Source organism: Chryseobacterium sp. KBW03 (genome assembly GCF_003852415.1).
Classification (GTDB): domain Bacteria; phylum Bacteroidota; class Bacteroidia; order Flavobacteriales; family Weeksellaceae; genus Chryseobacterium; species Chryseobacterium viscerum.
In genome coordinates this window covers 12,766-30,634 of the sequence record NZ_QAJO01000015.1, presented here as the reverse complement: position 1 = coordinate 30,634, position 17,869 = coordinate 12,766, and the positions used below count along the sequence as shown (strand labels likewise).

Annotated in this window: 17 protein-coding genes; 14 read left to right on the top strand and 3 right to left on the bottom strand. The window is 36.0% G+C overall.

Translation table 11 applies throughout. The features are described 5' to 3' along the window. The first annotated feature begins 42 nt into the window (after positions 1-42). A complete protein-coding gene (locus DBR39_RS23005) occupies positions 43-2,340 on the top strand; it encodes a GH92 family glycosyl hydrolase (RefSeq protein ID WP_124537016.1) in 2,298 nt (765 codons plus the stop codon). Positions 2,341-2,523: 183 nt separating this feature from the next. Here DBR39_RS23005 and DBR39_RS23000 read toward each other — a convergent pair whose 3' ends face one another. Next, positions 2,524-3,861, bottom strand: a complete 1,338-nt coding sequence (locus DBR39_RS23000) for a dihydroorotase (RefSeq protein WP_124537015.1) — start codon at positions 3,859-3,861, stop codon at positions 2,524-2,526. A gap of 100 nt (positions 3,862-3,961) precedes the next feature. On the opposite strand from DBR39_RS23000, the gene DBR39_RS22995 reads away from it, so the two are divergent. The 8 genes from DBR39_RS22995 (at position 3,962) to ribA (ending at position 11,006) form a co-directional block, all read left to right on the top strand. Further along, positions 3,962-5,389, top strand: a complete 1,428-nt coding sequence (locus DBR39_RS22995; protein WP_124537014.1) for an oligosaccharide flippase family protein — start codon at positions 3,962-3,964, stop codon at positions 5,387-5,389. A gap of 146 nt (positions 5,390-5,535) precedes the next feature. Beyond that, positions 5,536-6,552: a sugar phosphate nucleotidyltransferase gene (locus DBR39_RS22990; protein ID WP_103234472.1), complete on the top strand. Its 1,017-nt coding sequence runs from the start codon at positions 5,536-5,538 to the stop codon at positions 6,550-6,552. Between the two features lie 105 nt (positions 6,553-6,657). Next, positions 6,658-7,503 carry a DUF4292 domain-containing protein gene (locus DBR39_RS22985; RefSeq protein WP_124537013.1) on the top strand — a complete coding sequence of 282 codons (846 nt, stop codon included), beginning with the start codon at positions 6,658-6,660 and terminating at the stop codon, positions 7,501-7,503. Then, positions 7,500-9,062 (top strand): murein hydrolase activator EnvC family protein, encoded by a 1,563-nt coding sequence (locus tag DBR39_RS22980; RefSeq protein WP_124537012.1) that lies wholly within the window; start codon positions 7,500-7,502, stop codon positions 9,060-9,062. The genes DBR39_RS22985 and DBR39_RS22980 overlap by 4 nt, the downstream gene beginning before the upstream one ends. A 31-nt stretch (positions 9,063-9,093) precedes the next feature. Continuing rightward, the gene (locus tag DBR39_RS22975) at positions 9,094-9,306 is read left to right on the top strand and encodes a twin-arginine translocase TatA/TatE family subunit (RefSeq protein ID WP_103234782.1); all 213 of its coding nucleotides are present in this window, start codon (positions 9,094-9,096) and stop codon (positions 9,304-9,306) included. A 15-nt stretch (positions 9,307-9,321) separates the two neighbouring features. Then, entirely contained in the window at positions 9,322-9,936 is a 615-nt protein-coding gene (locus tag DBR39_RS22970; RefSeq protein WP_103234783.1) for a DUF4254 domain-containing protein, read from the top strand. Continuing rightward, the gene (locus tag DBR39_RS22965; RefSeq protein ID WP_103234784.1) at positions 9,933-10,391 is read left to right on the top strand and encodes a hypothetical protein; all 459 of its coding nucleotides are present in this window, start codon (positions 9,933-9,935) and stop codon (positions 10,389-10,391) included. Before DBR39_RS22970 ends, DBR39_RS22965 begins: the two co-directional genes overlap by 4 nt. An 18-nt stretch (positions 10,392-10,409) precedes the next feature. Further along, positions 10,410-11,006, top strand: a complete 597-nt coding sequence (gene ribA, locus DBR39_RS22960) for a GTP cyclohydrolase II (RefSeq protein WP_124537011.1) — start codon at positions 10,410-10,412, stop codon at positions 11,004-11,006. Positions 11,007-11,242: 236 nt separating this feature from the next. Here ribA and DBR39_RS22955 read toward each other — a convergent pair whose 3' ends face one another. Continuing rightward, positions 11,243-11,794, bottom strand: a complete 552-nt coding sequence (locus DBR39_RS22955; RefSeq protein WP_124537010.1) for a hypothetical protein — start codon at positions 11,792-11,794, stop codon at positions 11,243-11,245. Between the two features lie 116 nt (positions 11,795-11,910). Between DBR39_RS22955 and DBR39_RS22950 the strand changes: the two genes are divergently transcribed. From DBR39_RS22950 to DBR39_RS22930, 5 genes are all read left to right on the top strand, one after another. Beyond that, complete coding sequence (locus DBR39_RS22950) at positions 11,911-13,635, top strand: glycoside hydrolase family 3 protein (protein ID WP_124537009.1); 1,725 nt, start codon at positions 11,911-11,913, stop codon at positions 13,633-13,635. A gap of 4 nt (positions 13,636-13,639) precedes the next feature. Continuing rightward, positions 13,640-14,788 (top strand): N-acetyl-alpha-D-glucosaminyl L-malate synthase BshA, encoded by a 1,149-nt coding sequence (gene bshA, locus DBR39_RS22945; RefSeq protein WP_124537008.1) that lies wholly within the window; start codon positions 13,640-13,642, stop codon positions 14,786-14,788. 28 nt (positions 14,789-14,816) lie between these two features. Continuing rightward, a complete protein-coding gene (locus DBR39_RS22940; protein ID WP_124537007.1) occupies positions 14,817-16,073 on the top strand; it encodes a DUF2851 family protein in 1,257 nt (418 codons plus the stop codon). 95 nt (positions 16,074-16,168) lie between these two features. Further along, complete coding sequence (locus DBR39_RS22935; RefSeq protein ID WP_124537006.1) at positions 16,169-16,390, top strand: PspC family transcriptional regulator; 222 nt, start codon at positions 16,169-16,171, stop codon at positions 16,388-16,390. A 3-nt stretch (positions 16,391-16,393) separates the two neighbouring features. After that, on the top strand, positions 16,394-16,906 hold the full coding sequence (locus DBR39_RS22930) for a GNAT family N-acetyltransferase (RefSeq protein WP_124537005.1): 513 nt from the start codon (positions 16,394-16,396) through the stop codon (positions 16,904-16,906). 147 nt (positions 16,907-17,053) lie between these two features. Here DBR39_RS22930 and DBR39_RS22925 read toward each other — a convergent pair whose 3' ends face one another. Continuing rightward, positions 17,054-17,788 (bottom strand): SIMPL domain-containing protein, encoded by a 735-nt coding sequence (locus tag DBR39_RS22925; RefSeq protein WP_124537004.1) that lies wholly within the window; start codon positions 17,786-17,788, stop codon positions 17,054-17,056. Positions 17,789-17,869: the final 81 nt, after the last annotated feature.

Here is a 17,869-nt window from a genome sequence, read left to right as displayed (position 1 = left end):
TGGTGATTTTAATTAATTTTAAACTTTGAAAATTTGTCATTAATGAAAAATCACAGACCCATTGTTTTTCTGTTTCTATTATTTTTAAGTGTACATCTTAAAGCTCAAAAATTTGAAAAATTAGTACAATATGTCAATCCGCTGATCGGTACCGAAAAGATGGGACATACTTACCCCGGAGCTACCACTCCTTTTGGGGCCGTACAGCTAAGTCCTGAAACGGATACAATCTCTTATGAACTTAATGGAAAATACAATGGTGACGTTTACAAATACTGCGCCGGCTACCGTTATGAAGATAAAACCATCGTAGGTTTCAGCTCTACCCACTTCAGTGGAACGGGACATTCTGATCTTGGAGACTTTCTGGTAATGCCTACCGTAGGAAAACTTCAGCTGAATCCCGGAACAGCTTCTCATCCTGAAAGTGGTTACAGAAGTAGGTTTTCACATCAAAACGAAACTGCAGAGGCCGGATACTATAAAGTAAAACTGGATGACCACAATATATTGGCAGAGCTGACAGCAACTCCAAGGGTGGGAGTTCACCGCTATACTTTCCCAAAATCTGACCAGTCACACATTATTCTTGATCTGATGGCGGGTATTTACAATTATGACGGGAAAAATGTATGGACTTACGTTCGCGTAGAAAATGGAAATACGATCACAGGCTACCGCCAGACTAATGGCTGGGCGAGAACCAGAACCGTTTATTTTGCCATGACATTTTCAAAACCTTTTAAATCATATGGTCAGAAAAACTATGATGAAAAACAAGTATACAAAGGATTTTGGAGAAAATTTGACCAGAATCAGAATTTCCCGGAGATCGCCGGCAAGAATCTGAAAATGTATTTTGATTTTGACACCAATGAAAATGAAGCGATTGAAATTAAGCTGGCTATTTCTCCCGTAAGTCAGTCCAACGCTTTGGAAAACCTGGAAAAAGAGGCTGGAAATATGAATTTTGATCAGATTAAAACCCAAGCCCAGAACAATTGGAATAAAGAATTAAATAAAATTGTCATCAAAGGTTCTGATACGGAAAAGACGAATTTTTATACTGCAATATATCATACTTTTATCAATCCTACCACTTATATGGACGTCAATGGAGAATATAAAGGATTGGATCAGAATATTCATAAGGCGGAAGGTTTCACTAATTATACGACCTTCTCTTTATGGGACACCTACCGTACCCTTCACCCTTTCTTTAATATTATCCAGCCCAAACGAAACAGTGATATGGTAAAGTCTATGATGGCTCATTACCATCAGTTTTCTATGAAAATGCTGCCTATATGGTCACATTACGCCAATGATAACTGGTGTATGAGTGGCTATCACAGTGTAAGCGTGGTTGCTGATGCCATTATTAAAGGAAATTATGACGGTGACCCTGAAGAAGCATTAAAAGCATGCATAGAAACAGCTGATAAAAGGAATTACGAGGGCATCGGACAATATATTGATCTTGGGTATATTCCAGCTGAGAAAAGTGGAACTTCAGTCTCTAATACTCTGGAATATGCTTATGATGACTGGGCTATTGCTCAACTGGCAAAACATTTGAACAAAACAGAAATTTACAATCAGTTTATCAAACGGTCTGAAAACTGGAAAAATAATTTTGACAAGACCATTGGATTCATGCGTCCTCGTCTGGCAGATGGAAGCTTTAAAAAAGACTTTGATGTGCTGAGTACTCATGGCCAGGGCTTTATTGAAGGAAACTCATGGAACTACAGTTTCTTTGTTCCCCAAAATCCTGATGAGCTGATCACAATGATGGGCGGAAAGAAAAAATTTGCATCCAAACTGGACGAGCTGTTCACTATGCATTTACCCGATGAATTCTTTGCCGATACTGAAGATATTACAAGAGAAGGAATTATTGGTGGGTATGTTCATGGGAACGAACCTGCTCATCATGTTGCTTATTTCTATAACTGGGCAGGACAGCCATGGAAAACACAGGCACAGATCCGCCATATTCTGGAAATGCAGTATAAAGCTACACCGGCCGGACTGGGAGGAAATGATGATGCAGGACAAATGAGTGCATGGTATATTTTAAGTTCATTAGGATTTTATCCTGTCGCTCCCGGATCAGAAGATTATTCTATCGGAAGTCCTGCGGTTGATAATGCTGTTTTAAATTTGGAAAACGGAAAGACTTTTGAAATTGAAGCGATCAATCAAGGTCCAAAAAATGTATATGTTCAGAAAGTTCTTTTGAATGGAAAGGAGATCAGGAATTTTACTTTGAAACATTCTGAAATTATGAATGGTGGGAAACTTACTTTTCATATGGAAAATAAAGCAAAAAAGTAAAATATTCTAGATGATTGGTTTTAAAAATCTGTATAATCACCAAGATCTGCGAGAGCTAAGAATAAGTTTTGGCTAAAGCCAATGGAAGATCTTAAAATAAAAGAGCGGGCTAAAGCCCGCTCCTATTGATTTATCGTAATAATCTCAAGTTAACTCGAAACTATATTCTGTGATTTTGTCTTATTAATCTCTCGCTTCAAAAAGCAATCTCTCTCCAAATTTCTCCTCTGCAATTTTTCCATTATCATACACCAGATGTCCATTAACAAAGGTGTGGGTAACTTTAGAATGGAAGTTCATTCCTTCTAATGGGCTCCAACCGCATTTGTACAGTAAATTATCTTTGGCAACTGTCCAGTCTTCATTTAGATCAACTAAAACAAGATCCGCTTTATAACCTTCTCTCACAAAACCTCTTTTTTCAACCTTGAAAAGAATTGCCGGATTGTGGCACATCTTTTCAACAATTTTCTCAAGGGAGATTTTACCGTTTTTATAGTTTTCAAGCATCACAACCAGTGAATGTTGCACTAACGGAGCTCCTGAAGGGCATTTCGTATATACATTGTTCTTTTCTTCTGCAGTATGTGGGGCGTGGTCTGTAGCAATCACATCAATTCTATCGTCTAATAATGCTTCCCAAAGGGCATCTTTATCCTTTTGCGTTTTTACAGCAGGATTCCATTTGATAAGATTTCCTCTTGTTTCGTAATCTTCATTCGTAAAAGTAAGGTGGTGAACACATACCTCAGCAGTGATTTTTTTATCTTTTAAAGGAATATCATTTCGGAAAAGCTCCATTTCCTTTGCAGTTGAAAGGTGGAAAACGTGAAGTCTAGCACCCGTTTTTTTCGCAAGCTCGATAGCTTTGGATGAAGATTTATAACATGCTTCCTCGCTTCTGATCAGGTGATGGAATTTTACAGGAATATCATCCCCATATTCATCCATATATTTTTGAGTATTAGCTCTGATTGTAGCTTCATCTTCACAGTGAACAGCGATTAGCATTTTGGTATTGCTGAAAATATTTTCAAGCGTTTCCGGATTGTCCACCAGCATATTTCCTGTAGATGAACCGAGGAATAATTTGATTCCCGGAACATTTCTAGGATTTGTTTTCAAAACTTCCTCCAGATTATCATTGGTTCCGCCCATCATAAAACCATAATTGGCATACGCTTTTTGAGCACCAATTTCATATTTATCGGCTAACAATTCCTGAGTAACAGCATTCGGAACTGTATTAGGCTGATCAATAAAACTTGTTATTCCTCCTGCAATCGCAGATCTTGATTCACTTTCGATATCTCCTTTATGAGTAAGCCCCGGATCACGGAAGTGTACCTGATCGTCGATCACTCCGGGAAGAAGAAATTTCCCGGAACCATCAATGGTTTGGTCTGCATCTTCAGAAATACCGGCCGCTATTTTAGAGATTAAATCATTTTCTATTAAGATATCGCTTTCAAAGACTTGTCCTTCGTTGACGATATTTACGTTTTTTATAAGAACTTTCATTTCAATTTATTTCCACACAAAATTAAGATTTTAAGTTTTAATTCACTCCAAAATCACAAAACGAATGCTTAAAGTTTTACATTTGTAAAAAATTTCGACTTTGTACAAAAAACTATTAGGGCAGACAATCATCTATGGAGCGGGGGCTATAGCACCCAGAATTATTTTATTCATCCTGAATCCACTGTTGATCTATAAAATCCCCAATGAAGGTTTTGCGATTTTTACACAGCTTTACGCGTGGATTTCGTTTGTTAATATTATCCTTTCTTTTGGTTTTGAAACAGCCTATTTCCGATTTTCAGCTGAAGAGGGTAATGAAAAAAGAACTTTCAACACTTCGTTCTGGTTTTTGTTTTCAACCTCCACTATTTTCCTTGCATTGTGTTATTTATTCAACCAGCCTATTGCTGACTATGCAGGATACCATGATAACCCTGAGTACATCAGATGGTTTGCTTTAATTGCCTTTTTTGACAATTTACTGGTGATCCCTTTTGCATGGCTTCGTTTTCATAACAAACCTATCAAATACTCTGCAGTAAGGGTTGTTCAGGCTATATTTCAGGCCGTTTTTACAGCTGCACTATTCTTCTGGATCCCGGAAAATATATCAAAAAGTTTTGGGTTGGACCAAAATGTAGATTACCCGTTCTTCAGTAATTTGGCAGGAAGTGCATTGGGAGTTTTGCTGCTATTTCCTATTATATTAAAGGTAAGATTCCAGTTTGTAACTTCTTTGTTTGGCCGTATGATCAAATATTCCTTCCCTCTTATGCTGGCAGGGCTTGCTTTCATGGTCAATGAAAACTTTGATAAATCTATTCAGAGAAACCATATTTCAGATGAAGAAGCAGGTGCTTATGGGGGGTGTTATAAACTGGCTGTACTCATGACCTTATTTGTTACCGCTTACCGAATGGGTATAGAGCCTTTCTTTTTTAAACAAATGGATAAAGGCGATGCCAAAAAAACGTATGCTAAAGTAGCAGAATACTTTGCCTTTTTTGCCTGTGCGGTTGCTTTAGGAATTATTGCCAATATATCCTGGCTGAAAGAAGTTTTTATTCCTAATAAATCTTACTGGATTGCTATAGATATCATCCCGATTATTGTTATTGCCAATCTTTGCTTCGGGATCTACTACAACTTTTCCACGTGGTACAAAGTAACCGATAGAACCAGTGTAGGAACTGTTATTTCATGGCTTGGTGCGGGTATCAATATTGCTCTCAATCTTTTAGCATTGAACTATTATCACAGCATGATCGGCTCTGCATGGGCTACTTTCAGTGCCTATGTTATTATGATGATCGTATCCTATCTGCTGGGACAAAAATATTACCCTATTCCTTACAGAATGAAGAAAATGGCTTTCTTCCTGATATTATTGAGTATCTTTAGTTTTGTCATTGTAAAATATCTCAACTACAATATCATAACCAGTAATTTACTATTTTTGATCTTCACAGGAATTTTGATTTATTCTGAAAAAAACCTGATTTTATCGAGAATCAGAAAGAATTAAACTTTGGTCTTTATTTTGATTATCAACAAACCATTGTTATTGTAAACAAATATTTAAAAAGATATAAATCATACCCCACCAAAGGTTTTAATTATTATCTTTAACCATATATAAAAACAACTAATAAAACATCTTTTATATAATTTATGAAAATTATTGTTCCTATGGCTGGACGTGGTTCCAGATTACGTCCTCATACACTGACTGTTCCAAAACCTCTTATTCCTATTGCAGGAAAACCTATCGTACAGAGATTGGTGGAAGATATTGCTAAAGTTGCAGGAGAAAATATTGAAGAGGTAGCTTTTATCATCGGAGATTTTGGTGCTGAGATCGAGAGATCCCTTATTCAGATTGCTGAAAAGCTGGGAGCAAAAGGAAGTATATATTACCAGAACGATCCTCTTGGAACCGCTCATGCTATAAAATGTGCTGAAGAATCTATGCAGGGAGATGTCGTTATTGCTTTTGCAGACACCCTTTTCCGTGCAGACTTCCAGTTGGATAAAAATTCTGACGGTGTCATCTGGGTGAAAAGTGTAGAAGATCCATCTGCTTTCGGAGTTGTAAAATTGGATAACTACGGTTTCATCACAGATTTTGTTGAAAAACCACAGACTTTCGTTTCAGATCTTGCCATCATCGGTATTTATTATTTCAACAGTGCGGAAAAACTGATGGATGAGATCAACTATATCATGGATAATGATATTAAAAACGGAGGTGAATACCAATTGACAACAGCACTTGAAAACCTTAGAGCAAAAGGAGCTAAGTTTACTCTAGGAAAGGTAAATGACTGGATGGATTGTGGAAACAAAAATGCTACCGTAGAAACCAACAGCAAAATCCTTGAATACGAAAGAGAGGAAATGATGCATTATCCTGCTTCTGCTGTGATTGAAAACTCTTTGATTATTCAGCCTTGCTTTATTGGTGAAAATGTAAAAATCTCCAATTCTAAAATAGGTCCGGGAGTTTCATTAGGAAATAACACAGCGATTGTCAACTCTAATATCGAGAACTCTCTCATTCAGGAAAACACAAGAATTAATCATGGAAATCTTTCCAATTCTATGATCGGTAATTCTGCACAGTATTTCGGGGTTGCCAGAGAAATCTCTTTAGGTGACTATTCCGTTTTAGATTTTCTGTCTAAATAACAAAAGAAAATTTTTAACTTAAACAAGATATCATCAGGCCACACAAAAGATTTTGTGTGGTTTGGCGTTAATATTGCAACGTATTTTTAATTTAAAGATAAATACATGAAAAATTGGATCCCGTTTCTTTTATTACTTCTTGCCCTATCGTCCTGTAAGACCCGTACCGCAGCTCAAAACGATACAGATCATGCGCGGGACAGCATTAATACTACAAAAGATAACGGAAATCCAAAAGATGTAAACGAACCGGTGAGAGAGAAACTCACTTTTTACGAACATGTATTAATTGCACCAAAATTTGAACAGATAAAAATTGACAGTAAAGTACGGGTAGAAACAGGAAGTTTTGTTCCGACACTGGATGCTACCATCTATATTGAAAATGATAAAAAAGTATGGATGAATCTTAGGGCTCTATTCATCAATGCTGCCAGAGGGATTGCAACTCCTGAAGGAATAAAAGGACAGGATAAGATCAATAAAACTTATATAGACTCCGACTTCGATTATCTTAATAACTTACTGAATGTCAATTTTATTGATTATAAATCATTGGAAAAAATCTTATTAGGGAGGACTTTTGTAAAGATCAATGACAGACAATTTGACCTGACTCAAAATGCCCAGGGTTTCAAAATGGTTTCTAATATCAATCAGAAAATTGTGACGGATGAAAAAAACAGGGAATATAAAATTGCTCTGCAGTACGACACCAATTATGATTTACTATCTGTCAATTTAAAAGATATTTTATCTTCAGATGAGCTGGATGTTTCTTACAGTGACTGGAATGAATATGAAGGAATACGCCTTCCGAAATATGTTAAAATAATTATAAAAGGCTCAAAATCTAGTCAGATTTTAATTGAAAATACGAAATTTGACTTTTCGAGGATGGAAACACCTTATTCTGTACCATCCAGTTATAAGAAAATTGAGATTAAATGATTAAAAAATTTAGCTTTTTAATAGGTGTTTTGATGTTTGGACTGCACCAGGGACAGCAGAACAAAGAACAGCTGCAGAAGCAGAATGCCGAACTTAAAAAACAAATTGCACAAATAAATTCCGATTTAGCCAAAACCAGAAGTGAATCTAAGCTTTCTGTAGCCTATCTTTCTAATGTCAATCAAAAATTGATATTGAGAGAAAAAGTATATAATAATACACAGAAAGAAAAAAGATTCATTGAGGATGACATCTATCTGCGTCAGCTGGAAATCAACCGTCAGAATAAAGAACTGGCTGTGTTGAGAAAAAACTATGCTGAGGTTTTGGTGAACGCTTATAAAAATAAAGGGGTACAGAACAAAGTAACTTTTATTCTTTCTGCCAAGAATCTGGGCGAAGGGATACGAAGAGTACAGTATCTGAAACAATACTCCGATTACCAGGATAAAAAAGCGGCTGAAATTACAGATGCAGCCAATCTGATCAAGAAAACCATTGCACAAAAACAAAGCTCCGTAAAAGCAAAAGAAAACCTTCTGGTAAACCAACAGAAGGATTTGGCGACGATCAATACTGAACGGGCACAAAAAGAACAGCTGGTAACTGAATTTAAGAAAAATGAGATCAAACTGACCGCTGAACTTAAGCAAAAACAGGTTCAGTCTAAAGCATTAGAAGGACAGATCAGAGCTATCATTGCAGAAGAAATCAGAATCGCTAAAGCAGAAGAAGAAGCAAGAAGAAAAGCGGAAGCAGAAAAAATACGTTTAGCAAAAATAGCTGCTGAAAGAGAAAAAGCAAGAATTGAAGCTGAAGCTAAAGCAAGAGCAGAAGCCTTGGAAAGAGAAAGAAAGCTTGCAGAAGCAGAAGCTAAAAGAGCAGCGGACCTGGCTGCAAAAAGAGCAGAAGAAGAAAGAAAGCGTAATGAAGAAGCTGCAAGGGCAGAAGCCGGAGCAAGAGATGAAGCCAGAAAAATTGCAGCTAAAAAAGCTTCAGATGAGGCGAATGCAAGAGCTAGAGAAGCAGCTGATAAATTAACTGCTGCAAGAGCCGCAGAAGCTGCCCTTACAAAGAGAAAAGAAGAAGATAAAAAAGCTGCAGAAACGAAAGCCATGACAAGCTATGGAGTTTCTACAGCCAGCGGAAATAGTTTTGCAGACAACAGAGGAAGACTTGGTTACCCTGCAGACAGAGCCGGACAGATTACTCACCGTTTCGGAAGACAGCCTCACCCGGTTTTCAAAAATATATCTGAAGACAATACAGGGATTAAAATCGCTGTTCCGTCTGGTACACGTGCTAAATCTGTATTTCCGGGAACCGTATCTTCGGTTGTAGCCAGCAGTGACGGAACCAAGACCGTTATCATTAAACACGGAAGCTACTTTACCATTTATTCCAACTTAGGAAATGTAAGTGTTTCCAAAGGACAGCAGGTTTCATCGGGAACTCCGGTAGGTACAATAGCTCAGGATTTTGATGGTGCTTATACCCTTGATTTCCAAGTATGGAGCGGAAGTACACCAGTTGATCCATTAGGTTGGATTTCATATTAAAAAAAGTGTAACTTTACAAAAATTTTAAGAGATGAATACACTAACTATACTTGCCTTATCTTGGCAGCATATCCTTATCGTAGCGATACTTTTAGTATTACTGTTTGGAGGAAAGAAAATTCCTGAATTAATGAGAGGAGTTGGTTCTGGAATCAAAGAATTTAAAGATGCGGTGAAAGAAGAAGACAAACCAGGTGCTGAGAAAAAGCCGTCTTCCGATAATAATAATTCTTCAAGCAACTAAAATTACTTAGAATTAATGAAATTTACTGAGACTGCATGGAAGGTCTTCAATCAAGCTATTGAAGACTATCACGTGTCTGATGACGTTAACACTCTAATTAGTAACCCGTTCGAAAAAGATAGTTTGGAACGGATTTTGTATGCAAAGAACTGGATTGATACCGTTCAATGGCATCTGGAAGATATAATTAGAGATGAAAATATTGATCCGGCTGAAGCTCTTCAACTGAAGAGAACAATAGACGCCTCCAATCAGAAAAGAACTGACCTGGTAGAGTATATTGACGGCTGGTTCCTTAATAAGTTTGAAAATATAACTCCTAAATCTGAAGCAAAAATAAATACAGAAACTCCCGCTTGGGCAGTAGACAGATTATCAATTCTTGCATTAAAGGTTTATCATATGTCGTTAGAAGCTAATAGAGAATCTGCTTCTGAAGAACACAGAAACAACTGCCAGGCTAAACTGGATGTTCTGCTTACTCAGAAAGAAGATCTGTCAACTTCTATAAATCAGTTGCTTGCTGATATTGAGAACGGTAACGTTAAGATGAAAGTATACAAACAAATGAAAATGTATAACGATGAAAGTCTTAACCCAATCCTTTATCAAAAAGGGCAACAGAAATGAAACGATTAATTTTTCTTGGAGTACTTATCATATTAACATCTTCCTGCGCAACGGAAAAGCTTAACCTTTCTCCGCTGTCAAATAATTTTTATAGTGATACCAAAGGTTCTGATTCCGACAGAGGCTCAAAGAAGAATTTTAATATCAATATTAAAGAGAATGTAAATGCTTCTGAAATTTCAAATATGATCTCTACTTTTCCTAAGTTTAAAAACAATGGATTGAATGATGAGATCACCAGTTTGAAATACAGCCTTCAGAATTATTTATATGCTATTGATGCCAACAATTCTACGGGAAAGGGAAGAGCCCTTAAAAGCTTCGAAAAATCTTACAAAAAAATTCAAAAGCTAAGGCAAAATCTTGACAGAGATGACGATGATGTTCTCAACAGATATCTGGTTCGCTTAAAAACCAATATTTCTGTTATTGAAGATGCTTTACCAGGAAGTTAAAAACTAATCGAACAATCAATGATTAAAATTCAAGCGGAAGCCAATGTTCCTACAGAACACGGTACTTTCCGAATGATCGCTTTCTCCGAAAACGTAAACGACTGGATGCCTCATATGGCGATTATTGCAGAAAATACAGATTTCTCAAAACCAGTTAATGTTCGTTTCCACTCAGAATGTATTACCGGAGAAGTTTTCCATTCAAAAAAATGTGAATGCGGCCAGCAATTGGATGCTGCAATGAAATATATCCATGAAAACGGTGGAATTATCATCTACCTTCGCCAGGAAGGAAGAAACATCGGGATCATCAACAAGCTAAAGGCATACTCCCTACAGGAAAAAGGTTTGGATACTGTACAGGCCAATCTTCAACTGGGACTTCCTGCAGATGATAGAAATTTCAGCGTAGCGATTGAAATCCTTAATCTACTGGATGTAAAAGATATCAATCTTTTGACCAATAATCCTGAAAAGGTAAAATATGTAGTAGACAGCAACATTCACCTTAATTCAAGAGTACCGCTACAGATTCCTGCCAACGAAATAAGCAAAGGATATCTGCAAACAAAAAAAGACTTCTTTGGACATCTTCTGGATGACAATGATAACTAAATAAAACAAAAGCTTCAGAATATTTCTGAAGCTTTTTATTTTCCTGATCTCTTATTATCTAACCATTTGTTTCCGCATCTAAAAAAAACTAGACTAAACAACCTAATCAGATTCTCTCACATATAAATACATTTAAATTAATAGCTTGGTCGTACCTCTTATGTTTATAAATCAAAAGCCCCAAGATTGCTCTCGGGACTTTTTTAATTATAAAAAACTGAAAAGATATTTCTAAATTATTTAGTCTTGATTTTAGACTCGTCAATATTGTAATATTTAATTACGCTCTTGTAATCATTGTAATCTACTGCACTACTTTTAGCCGATTTTGCTCCACCGGTTCCCGTTCCATTAGCCGGAAGAATAAGAACTCTGAAGTTTTTATTCTGATAGTAAGATGGATTCGCTGTTAAACTGAATGTAGAAGTAGAGTTAATATTAATGGTAGCTCCAAACTTACTGAATTCATAAATATAATCTACTGCATCTTTATTTGCATTACCCACATAATAGGTATATGGAAGAAGTTTCCAGAGAGGCGCCCCACCATCAGTTCCGATCTGCATATAAATAAGCACCATATCGGATTGTACTAATGGGCTATTAAAATCATCACTCCATCTGTAAAGATTATCATTAACCTTTGTGAAACTAACATTTGTTAAATCAAAAGATTGGTTTATCGTATCATAGTCCTTTCCCTGTACAACAACATCGTCGTCCTTATCACAGCTATAAGCAGTAAAGCTTACAGCACCCAGGAATAAAAAGAGAAGTATTTTTTTCATTTCTTATTAAAGTTTAGTTATTATTTATATTGCTTATTCAAATCATATACCAAAAGTTGCAAAAACTTTGTTTTCATCATTTTTTTAATTGTATTTTTGTTCTTATTCAAAAAGTCATGAAGAAATTATTATATACTTCACTCTTTATTGTAGCATTGATAAGTCCTAAAGTTAATGCCCAGTACCAGCCTAAAAATGCTTCTAAGGAAGATTTGAAAAAGGCTCAGCAATGGGTTGAAAAGACATACAAAAATCTTTCTCAGGATGAAAAGTTAGGACAACTTTTTATTGTTGCACTTTATACCAATAAAGGAGAAGACTATATCAGCCAGGTAAGAAATATTGTTGCGAATGATAAAATAGGAGGTTTGATTTTAATGCAGGATGATGCAGCAAGAGAAATCAATCTGGTAAATGAGTTTCAGCAAAAATCTAAAATCCCTTTGATGATCGGTATGGATGCGGAATGGGGACTATACCAAAGAATTGCAACCGCTCATAAATTTCCATGGGCCATGACATTGGGTGCCATCCAGGATAAAAACCTTGTCTATCAGATGGCAGCAAAAATTGCTGAAGATTGTCACAGAATGGGTATCAATTGGGATTTTGCTCCTGTAGTGGATGTTAATACCAATCCAAATAACCCTATCATCGGAAACAGAAGTTTTGGTTCTGAAGTGAATAACGTAATCAGCTCTGCCCTATCCTATTCTAATGGTCTTCAGGATAACAATATATTAGCAGCCATTAAACATTTTCCAGGTCACGGAGATACCAGCACAGACTCACACCTTGATCTTCCGGTAGTTTCCCACAATATAGACAGACTTAATACTATAGAACTGGCACCATTCAAAGCGTTGATGAATAAAGGAATCGGCGGAGTAATGGTGGCCCATTTATATGTTCCAAGTTTAGAATCAGGGAAGGGAATTCCGGCATCTGTTTCTAAAAATATCATTACTGGATTACTTAAAGATAAATTAGGCTATAAAGGGTTAATCATTACAGACGCACTCAATATGGGTGCTGTTGCCAATAAATACAAACCGGGTGAACTGGATGCTATGGCGTTCAAAGCAGGAAATGATATTATGCTTTTCTCGCAAGGCGTTTCTGAAGGTAAAAAACTGATCCAGAAAGCCATTGATAAAGGAGAAATCCCGCAATCCAGAGTAGAGGAAAGTGTAAAAAAGATCTTATTAACCAAATATTTTCTTGGATTGACTCAATACACTCCAAAAAAACCTGAAAATATCAATACAGACCTGAATAATGATTCTCATACTCAATTAGTACAGAATCTTTATTCCAATGCATTGACATTATTAAAGGATGAAAAGAAATTACTGCCCCTTACAGGAAAACAGATTTATTATGTTCCTCTGGAAGAAGCGCCTTATCAGACTTTTGCCAACCGACTAGGAAACAATGCCATCATTAAAAAAGCGGGCGAAATTAATACTATTCCGGCAGGTTCTACAGTAATCGTGGGTTTCCATAAGGATAACTCAACAGCTTACAAGCCTTACAAAATCTCTGAAGAATCAAAAAAAGTACTTTCTGATCTTACCAAAAATCAAAATGTAATACTGAATGTATTCGGAAGTGCATATGCATTAAAGGATATTGATATTTCAAAAGTTTCAACCGTTCTTGTTTCTTATGAAAACAATGAGGATTCAATGAACGCTACTGCAGATGCCTTAAACGGAAAAACAAAAATATGGGGGAAACTTCCTGTACTTGTCAATGACCAGTTGAAACCAGGAATGGGTATAGAGCTTAATGCAGCTACCTCAGCAAACCCTAATAACACAACATCAAAACAACAATAATCTAATGAAAATAGGCATACTTTGCTATCCTACATATGGAGGAAGCGGAATTGTAGCAACAGAATTAGGAATGTCTCTTGCCAATAAAGGCTATGAAGTACATTTCATCAGCTCTGCACTTCCTGCAAGATTAGACATCACCAACCCGAATATTTTCTTTCACAGGGTAAATGTTCAGACCTATCCGCTTTTCCAGTATCAGCCTTATGATATTGCGTTAAGCTCGATGATCTACAGGGTTGTCAATCTTTATAAACTGGATCTTCTTCATGCACATTATGCCATTCCTTATGCATATGCGGCTTTTACAGCCAAACAGATGCTTCAGGAAGATAATAATGATATTCCACTAGTGACTACATTGCACGGTACAGATATTACCCTTGTAGGTCAGCATCCAAGTTATAAGCATGCTGTAGAATTTTCAATCAATCAGTCTGATGCGATTACTTCCGTTTCTCAAAGTCTGAAAAAAGATACGCTTCAGTTTTTCAACATCAAAAAAGAAATTCAGGTGATTACCAATTTTATTGACAATTCTGAATTTGATGACTGCTCTGAGTGCCAGAGAACACAATTTGCGAATCCTGATGAAAAAATTCTGATTCACGTATCCAACCTTCGTCCTGTAAAACGTGTAGATGAAGTATTACAAATCTTTAAAAATGTAGAGAAGAAGGTAAAATCTAAACTTATCATCATTGGGGAAGGTCCTGATATGGAAAAGGTAAATCAGTTTTTGGAAGAAAATCCTGAGCTTATTTCAAAAATCCGTCTTCTGGGAAAAGTGAATGATCTTTATAAAATCTTACAGCTTTCAGATGTATTTCTTCTTCCTTCGGAGCAGGAAAGTTTCGGGTTGGCAGCTTTGGAAGCAATGGCAGCTTATACCCCGGTTATCAGTTCCAATGCGGGAGGAATTCCTGAAGTAAACATTCAGGGAGAGACCGGATATCTTGCAGAAATCGGAAATGTAGAAGCCATGAGCAACTACACCATCAAATTATTAAGCAATGATGAACTTTTAGCCAAAATGAAACAAAATGCGAAAGATCAGGCTATAAAATTCGATTTGAAAAACATTCTTCCTATCTATGAGAAAATGTATAGAACAACCATAGAAAATTTTAATAAGGAGCTGACGAAAGTATAATATTTCTATTATATTTATCGTCATACTTATGACGGAAAAATTACTTCAATATCTTTGGAACTATAAGGTTTTCAAACATTTTGACTTCAAGGATATTGAAGGTAATTCCGTTGAGATCATCCATTTTGGAAAATGGAATAAAAATGCAGGCCCCGATTTTCTGGACGCCAAAATAAGAATCAACGGCTTGCTTCTTGCAGGAAATATAGAACTCCACGTCCGTTCCTCAGACTGGATTTTCCATAACCACTCCCTGGATCCCAATTATCAGAATATCATTCTGCATGTCGTTTTTCTACACGATATAGACATTAATGAATTTACCGGAAAGAATGTTTCTACTTTGGAACTGAAGGATTATATTGATGAAAATATAGTCTGGAAATATGAAAAATTTGTCGACAAAGAAGAATTTATTACCTGCGAAAATATATTCGATACAGAAAAAATCCCGGTCCATTTTCATGAAGAGAATATTCTGAAAAAATTGGATGAGAAATCTTCAGAACTTGAGCAGAGTTTAAGTCAATACAAAAATAATTTTGAAGCCGTTTTATTTCACAGCTTTGCTTATTCGTTCGGGCTAAAAGTTAATGCCCATCTTTTCCGGCAGATTGCAGAAAGTGTGGATTACAGCATTATTAATAAAATTCGTCAGAATCCTCTTCAGCTTGAAGCTTTATTGTTTGGAATTTCAGGATGGCTTGATCATCCGGATGACGAACAGATGAAAATCTGGAAGAGAGAATTTGAATTCATCAAAGCCAAGTTTTCTATTTCAGATCTTAAGTTTCATCCTAAATTTTTAAGATTAAGACCTCCTAATTTCCCCACAATCCGCCTCTCTCAATTGGCAGACCTTTACAAACATCAGAATTTATTCTCAAAGATCATGGAGACCAGAAATACAGATCAGCTGTATAGCATTTTCAATTCTATAAAAGCTTCTGAATATTGGGATTCCCGTTTCAATTTCGGAAATATCTCAAAAGTACATCCTAAAACGCTGAGTAAAGATTTTATTGATATTCTGATTTTAAACACAGTTCTTCCTTTAAAGTATTCTTACCACAGATATCATCGGGAAGAGATTACAGATGAAATTATTGAAATGTATAAAGATATTTCTGCTGAGAAAAACACCGTCATAACAGGATGGAAAAAACTGGGGCTTAAAATCACCAATGCTCTCGAAAGCCAAAGTCTGATTTACCATCATACAACCAATTGTGAAACAAAAAACTGTTTAGCCTGCAGTATCGGATTTAAACTTTTAAAAGAATAATTATCCCCGAACAGATCCCATCATTCAAAAACCTTTATCAAAAAAATTGCTTACCTTGCAGTATTAGGATTCAACTTTTAAATAACAATCTGGAAATGCTGAGTAATATCCGTCATAAAATGGAAAGAGAATGGTTTGGTGTACTGACAAGAATGGGTGCCAAGCTGGGAATTCCTGTATCTAAATTGAGAATTTTCTTCATCTATTCTACTTTTGCCACAGCAGGTTTTTTCTTTCTGATCTACTTGGGATTGGCATTTATGCTTTGGATTAAAGATATTTTTATCACCAGAAGACCCAGCGTCTTTGATTTATAAATTATGGAATTTTTACCGATTACTTCTGCTGAAGATCATAGAGTTCAGGAAATCTATACTTCTTATACGACCACTTTTCCTGTAGACGAACAAAGAGATAAAGAACAATTTGTGGGTTTATTTTCAAATCCGCGGGTAAAATTCATGTCTGCTGTTCATGAATCAGAAGCTATAGGTTATCTCATTCTTTGGGAACTGAGTTCTTTTGTTTTTGTAGAACATTTCGAAGTGTTTGAGACCTTCAGAAGTAAAAAGCTGGGATCTCATATCATGAATCACTTATCAGAAAGTTATCCGAATATTATCTTAGAAATTGAGCCTGCAGAATTGAGCGAAGATGCATCAAGACGGTATTCTTTCTATCAGAGAAATAATTTTAGCCTGATCGATACCACTCATATCCAACCGAGCTATGGTGAAGGAAAAAAGTCATTGAATTTATGGCTGCTAGCCAATTATACTCCTGAAAATATAGAGGAGCTTAAAAATGAAATATGTAATACTGTTTACGCTTAAAATACAAAACGCCGGAATTGTTTTTCCGGCATTTTTCATTTATTTTTTTAGGCATAAAAATTTTAAACACTTAAGTTTTTTGTAAGCCATGCTCTATGCATAATAAGTACACCTAAGTTTTATGAAGTTTACTAGACAAATTTTCTGTTAATTTACTTCGTACTCCAACTTTATTGTAATACTAGCTTCTTTTTCTTTGGAAGAAGTATTGAAAGTTCCACCGTATGAATAATCTTCATTGGAATTGGGCGCTGTAATCTGGATCACTCCCATTGTTGCTTTCTTCAGATTTCCCAGTCTGCTTCCTGAATTTTCTGCAATTTTTTCAGCACGTTCCTTAGCATCTTTTGTTGCACTGGCAATCATTTCCTGTTTCACTGTTGCAAGTTTAGTATAGAAATAGGCAGGTGAAGAGGAGGTGAATTCAATTCCACGGTTGATAATTTCGGTAATATTTCTGGATAAGTTTTCTATTTTGCTGACTTCTTTACTTTCAATGGATACTTTTTGGGTAAGATTGTAACCAGAAAATTCTCCCTGTACATAATTCCCGTTTGAATCATTATAGCTTCTGAACTGCTTTTGAATATCTACCGATGAAAATACAATCTCCTTCTGCTGTATTCCTTTTGAAAGCAAGTAATCGTTGATTACTTTTCTGTCTGTTGCCAGTTCATCATAAGCAGATTTCAGATCTATATTGTTTTTGGAAAAGCTTCCGGACCAGGTGATCAGATCTGAAGTAAATTGTTTTGTTCCAAGTCCTGTTATAGAAATTGTATTTTCAGATTTATTTCTATTTTTAATGGCATTTCCTAAAAGCCCGAGTCCAATTACAAAACCTAGTGCTGCGATGGCTACTGCAAAAATGTTTTTATTCATAAAATTTGTGAATTTGGTTGTTGTTACAACAAGACTGTATCAATTTCCATTCCATTATTTTAAGATTTTTTTAACATTTTA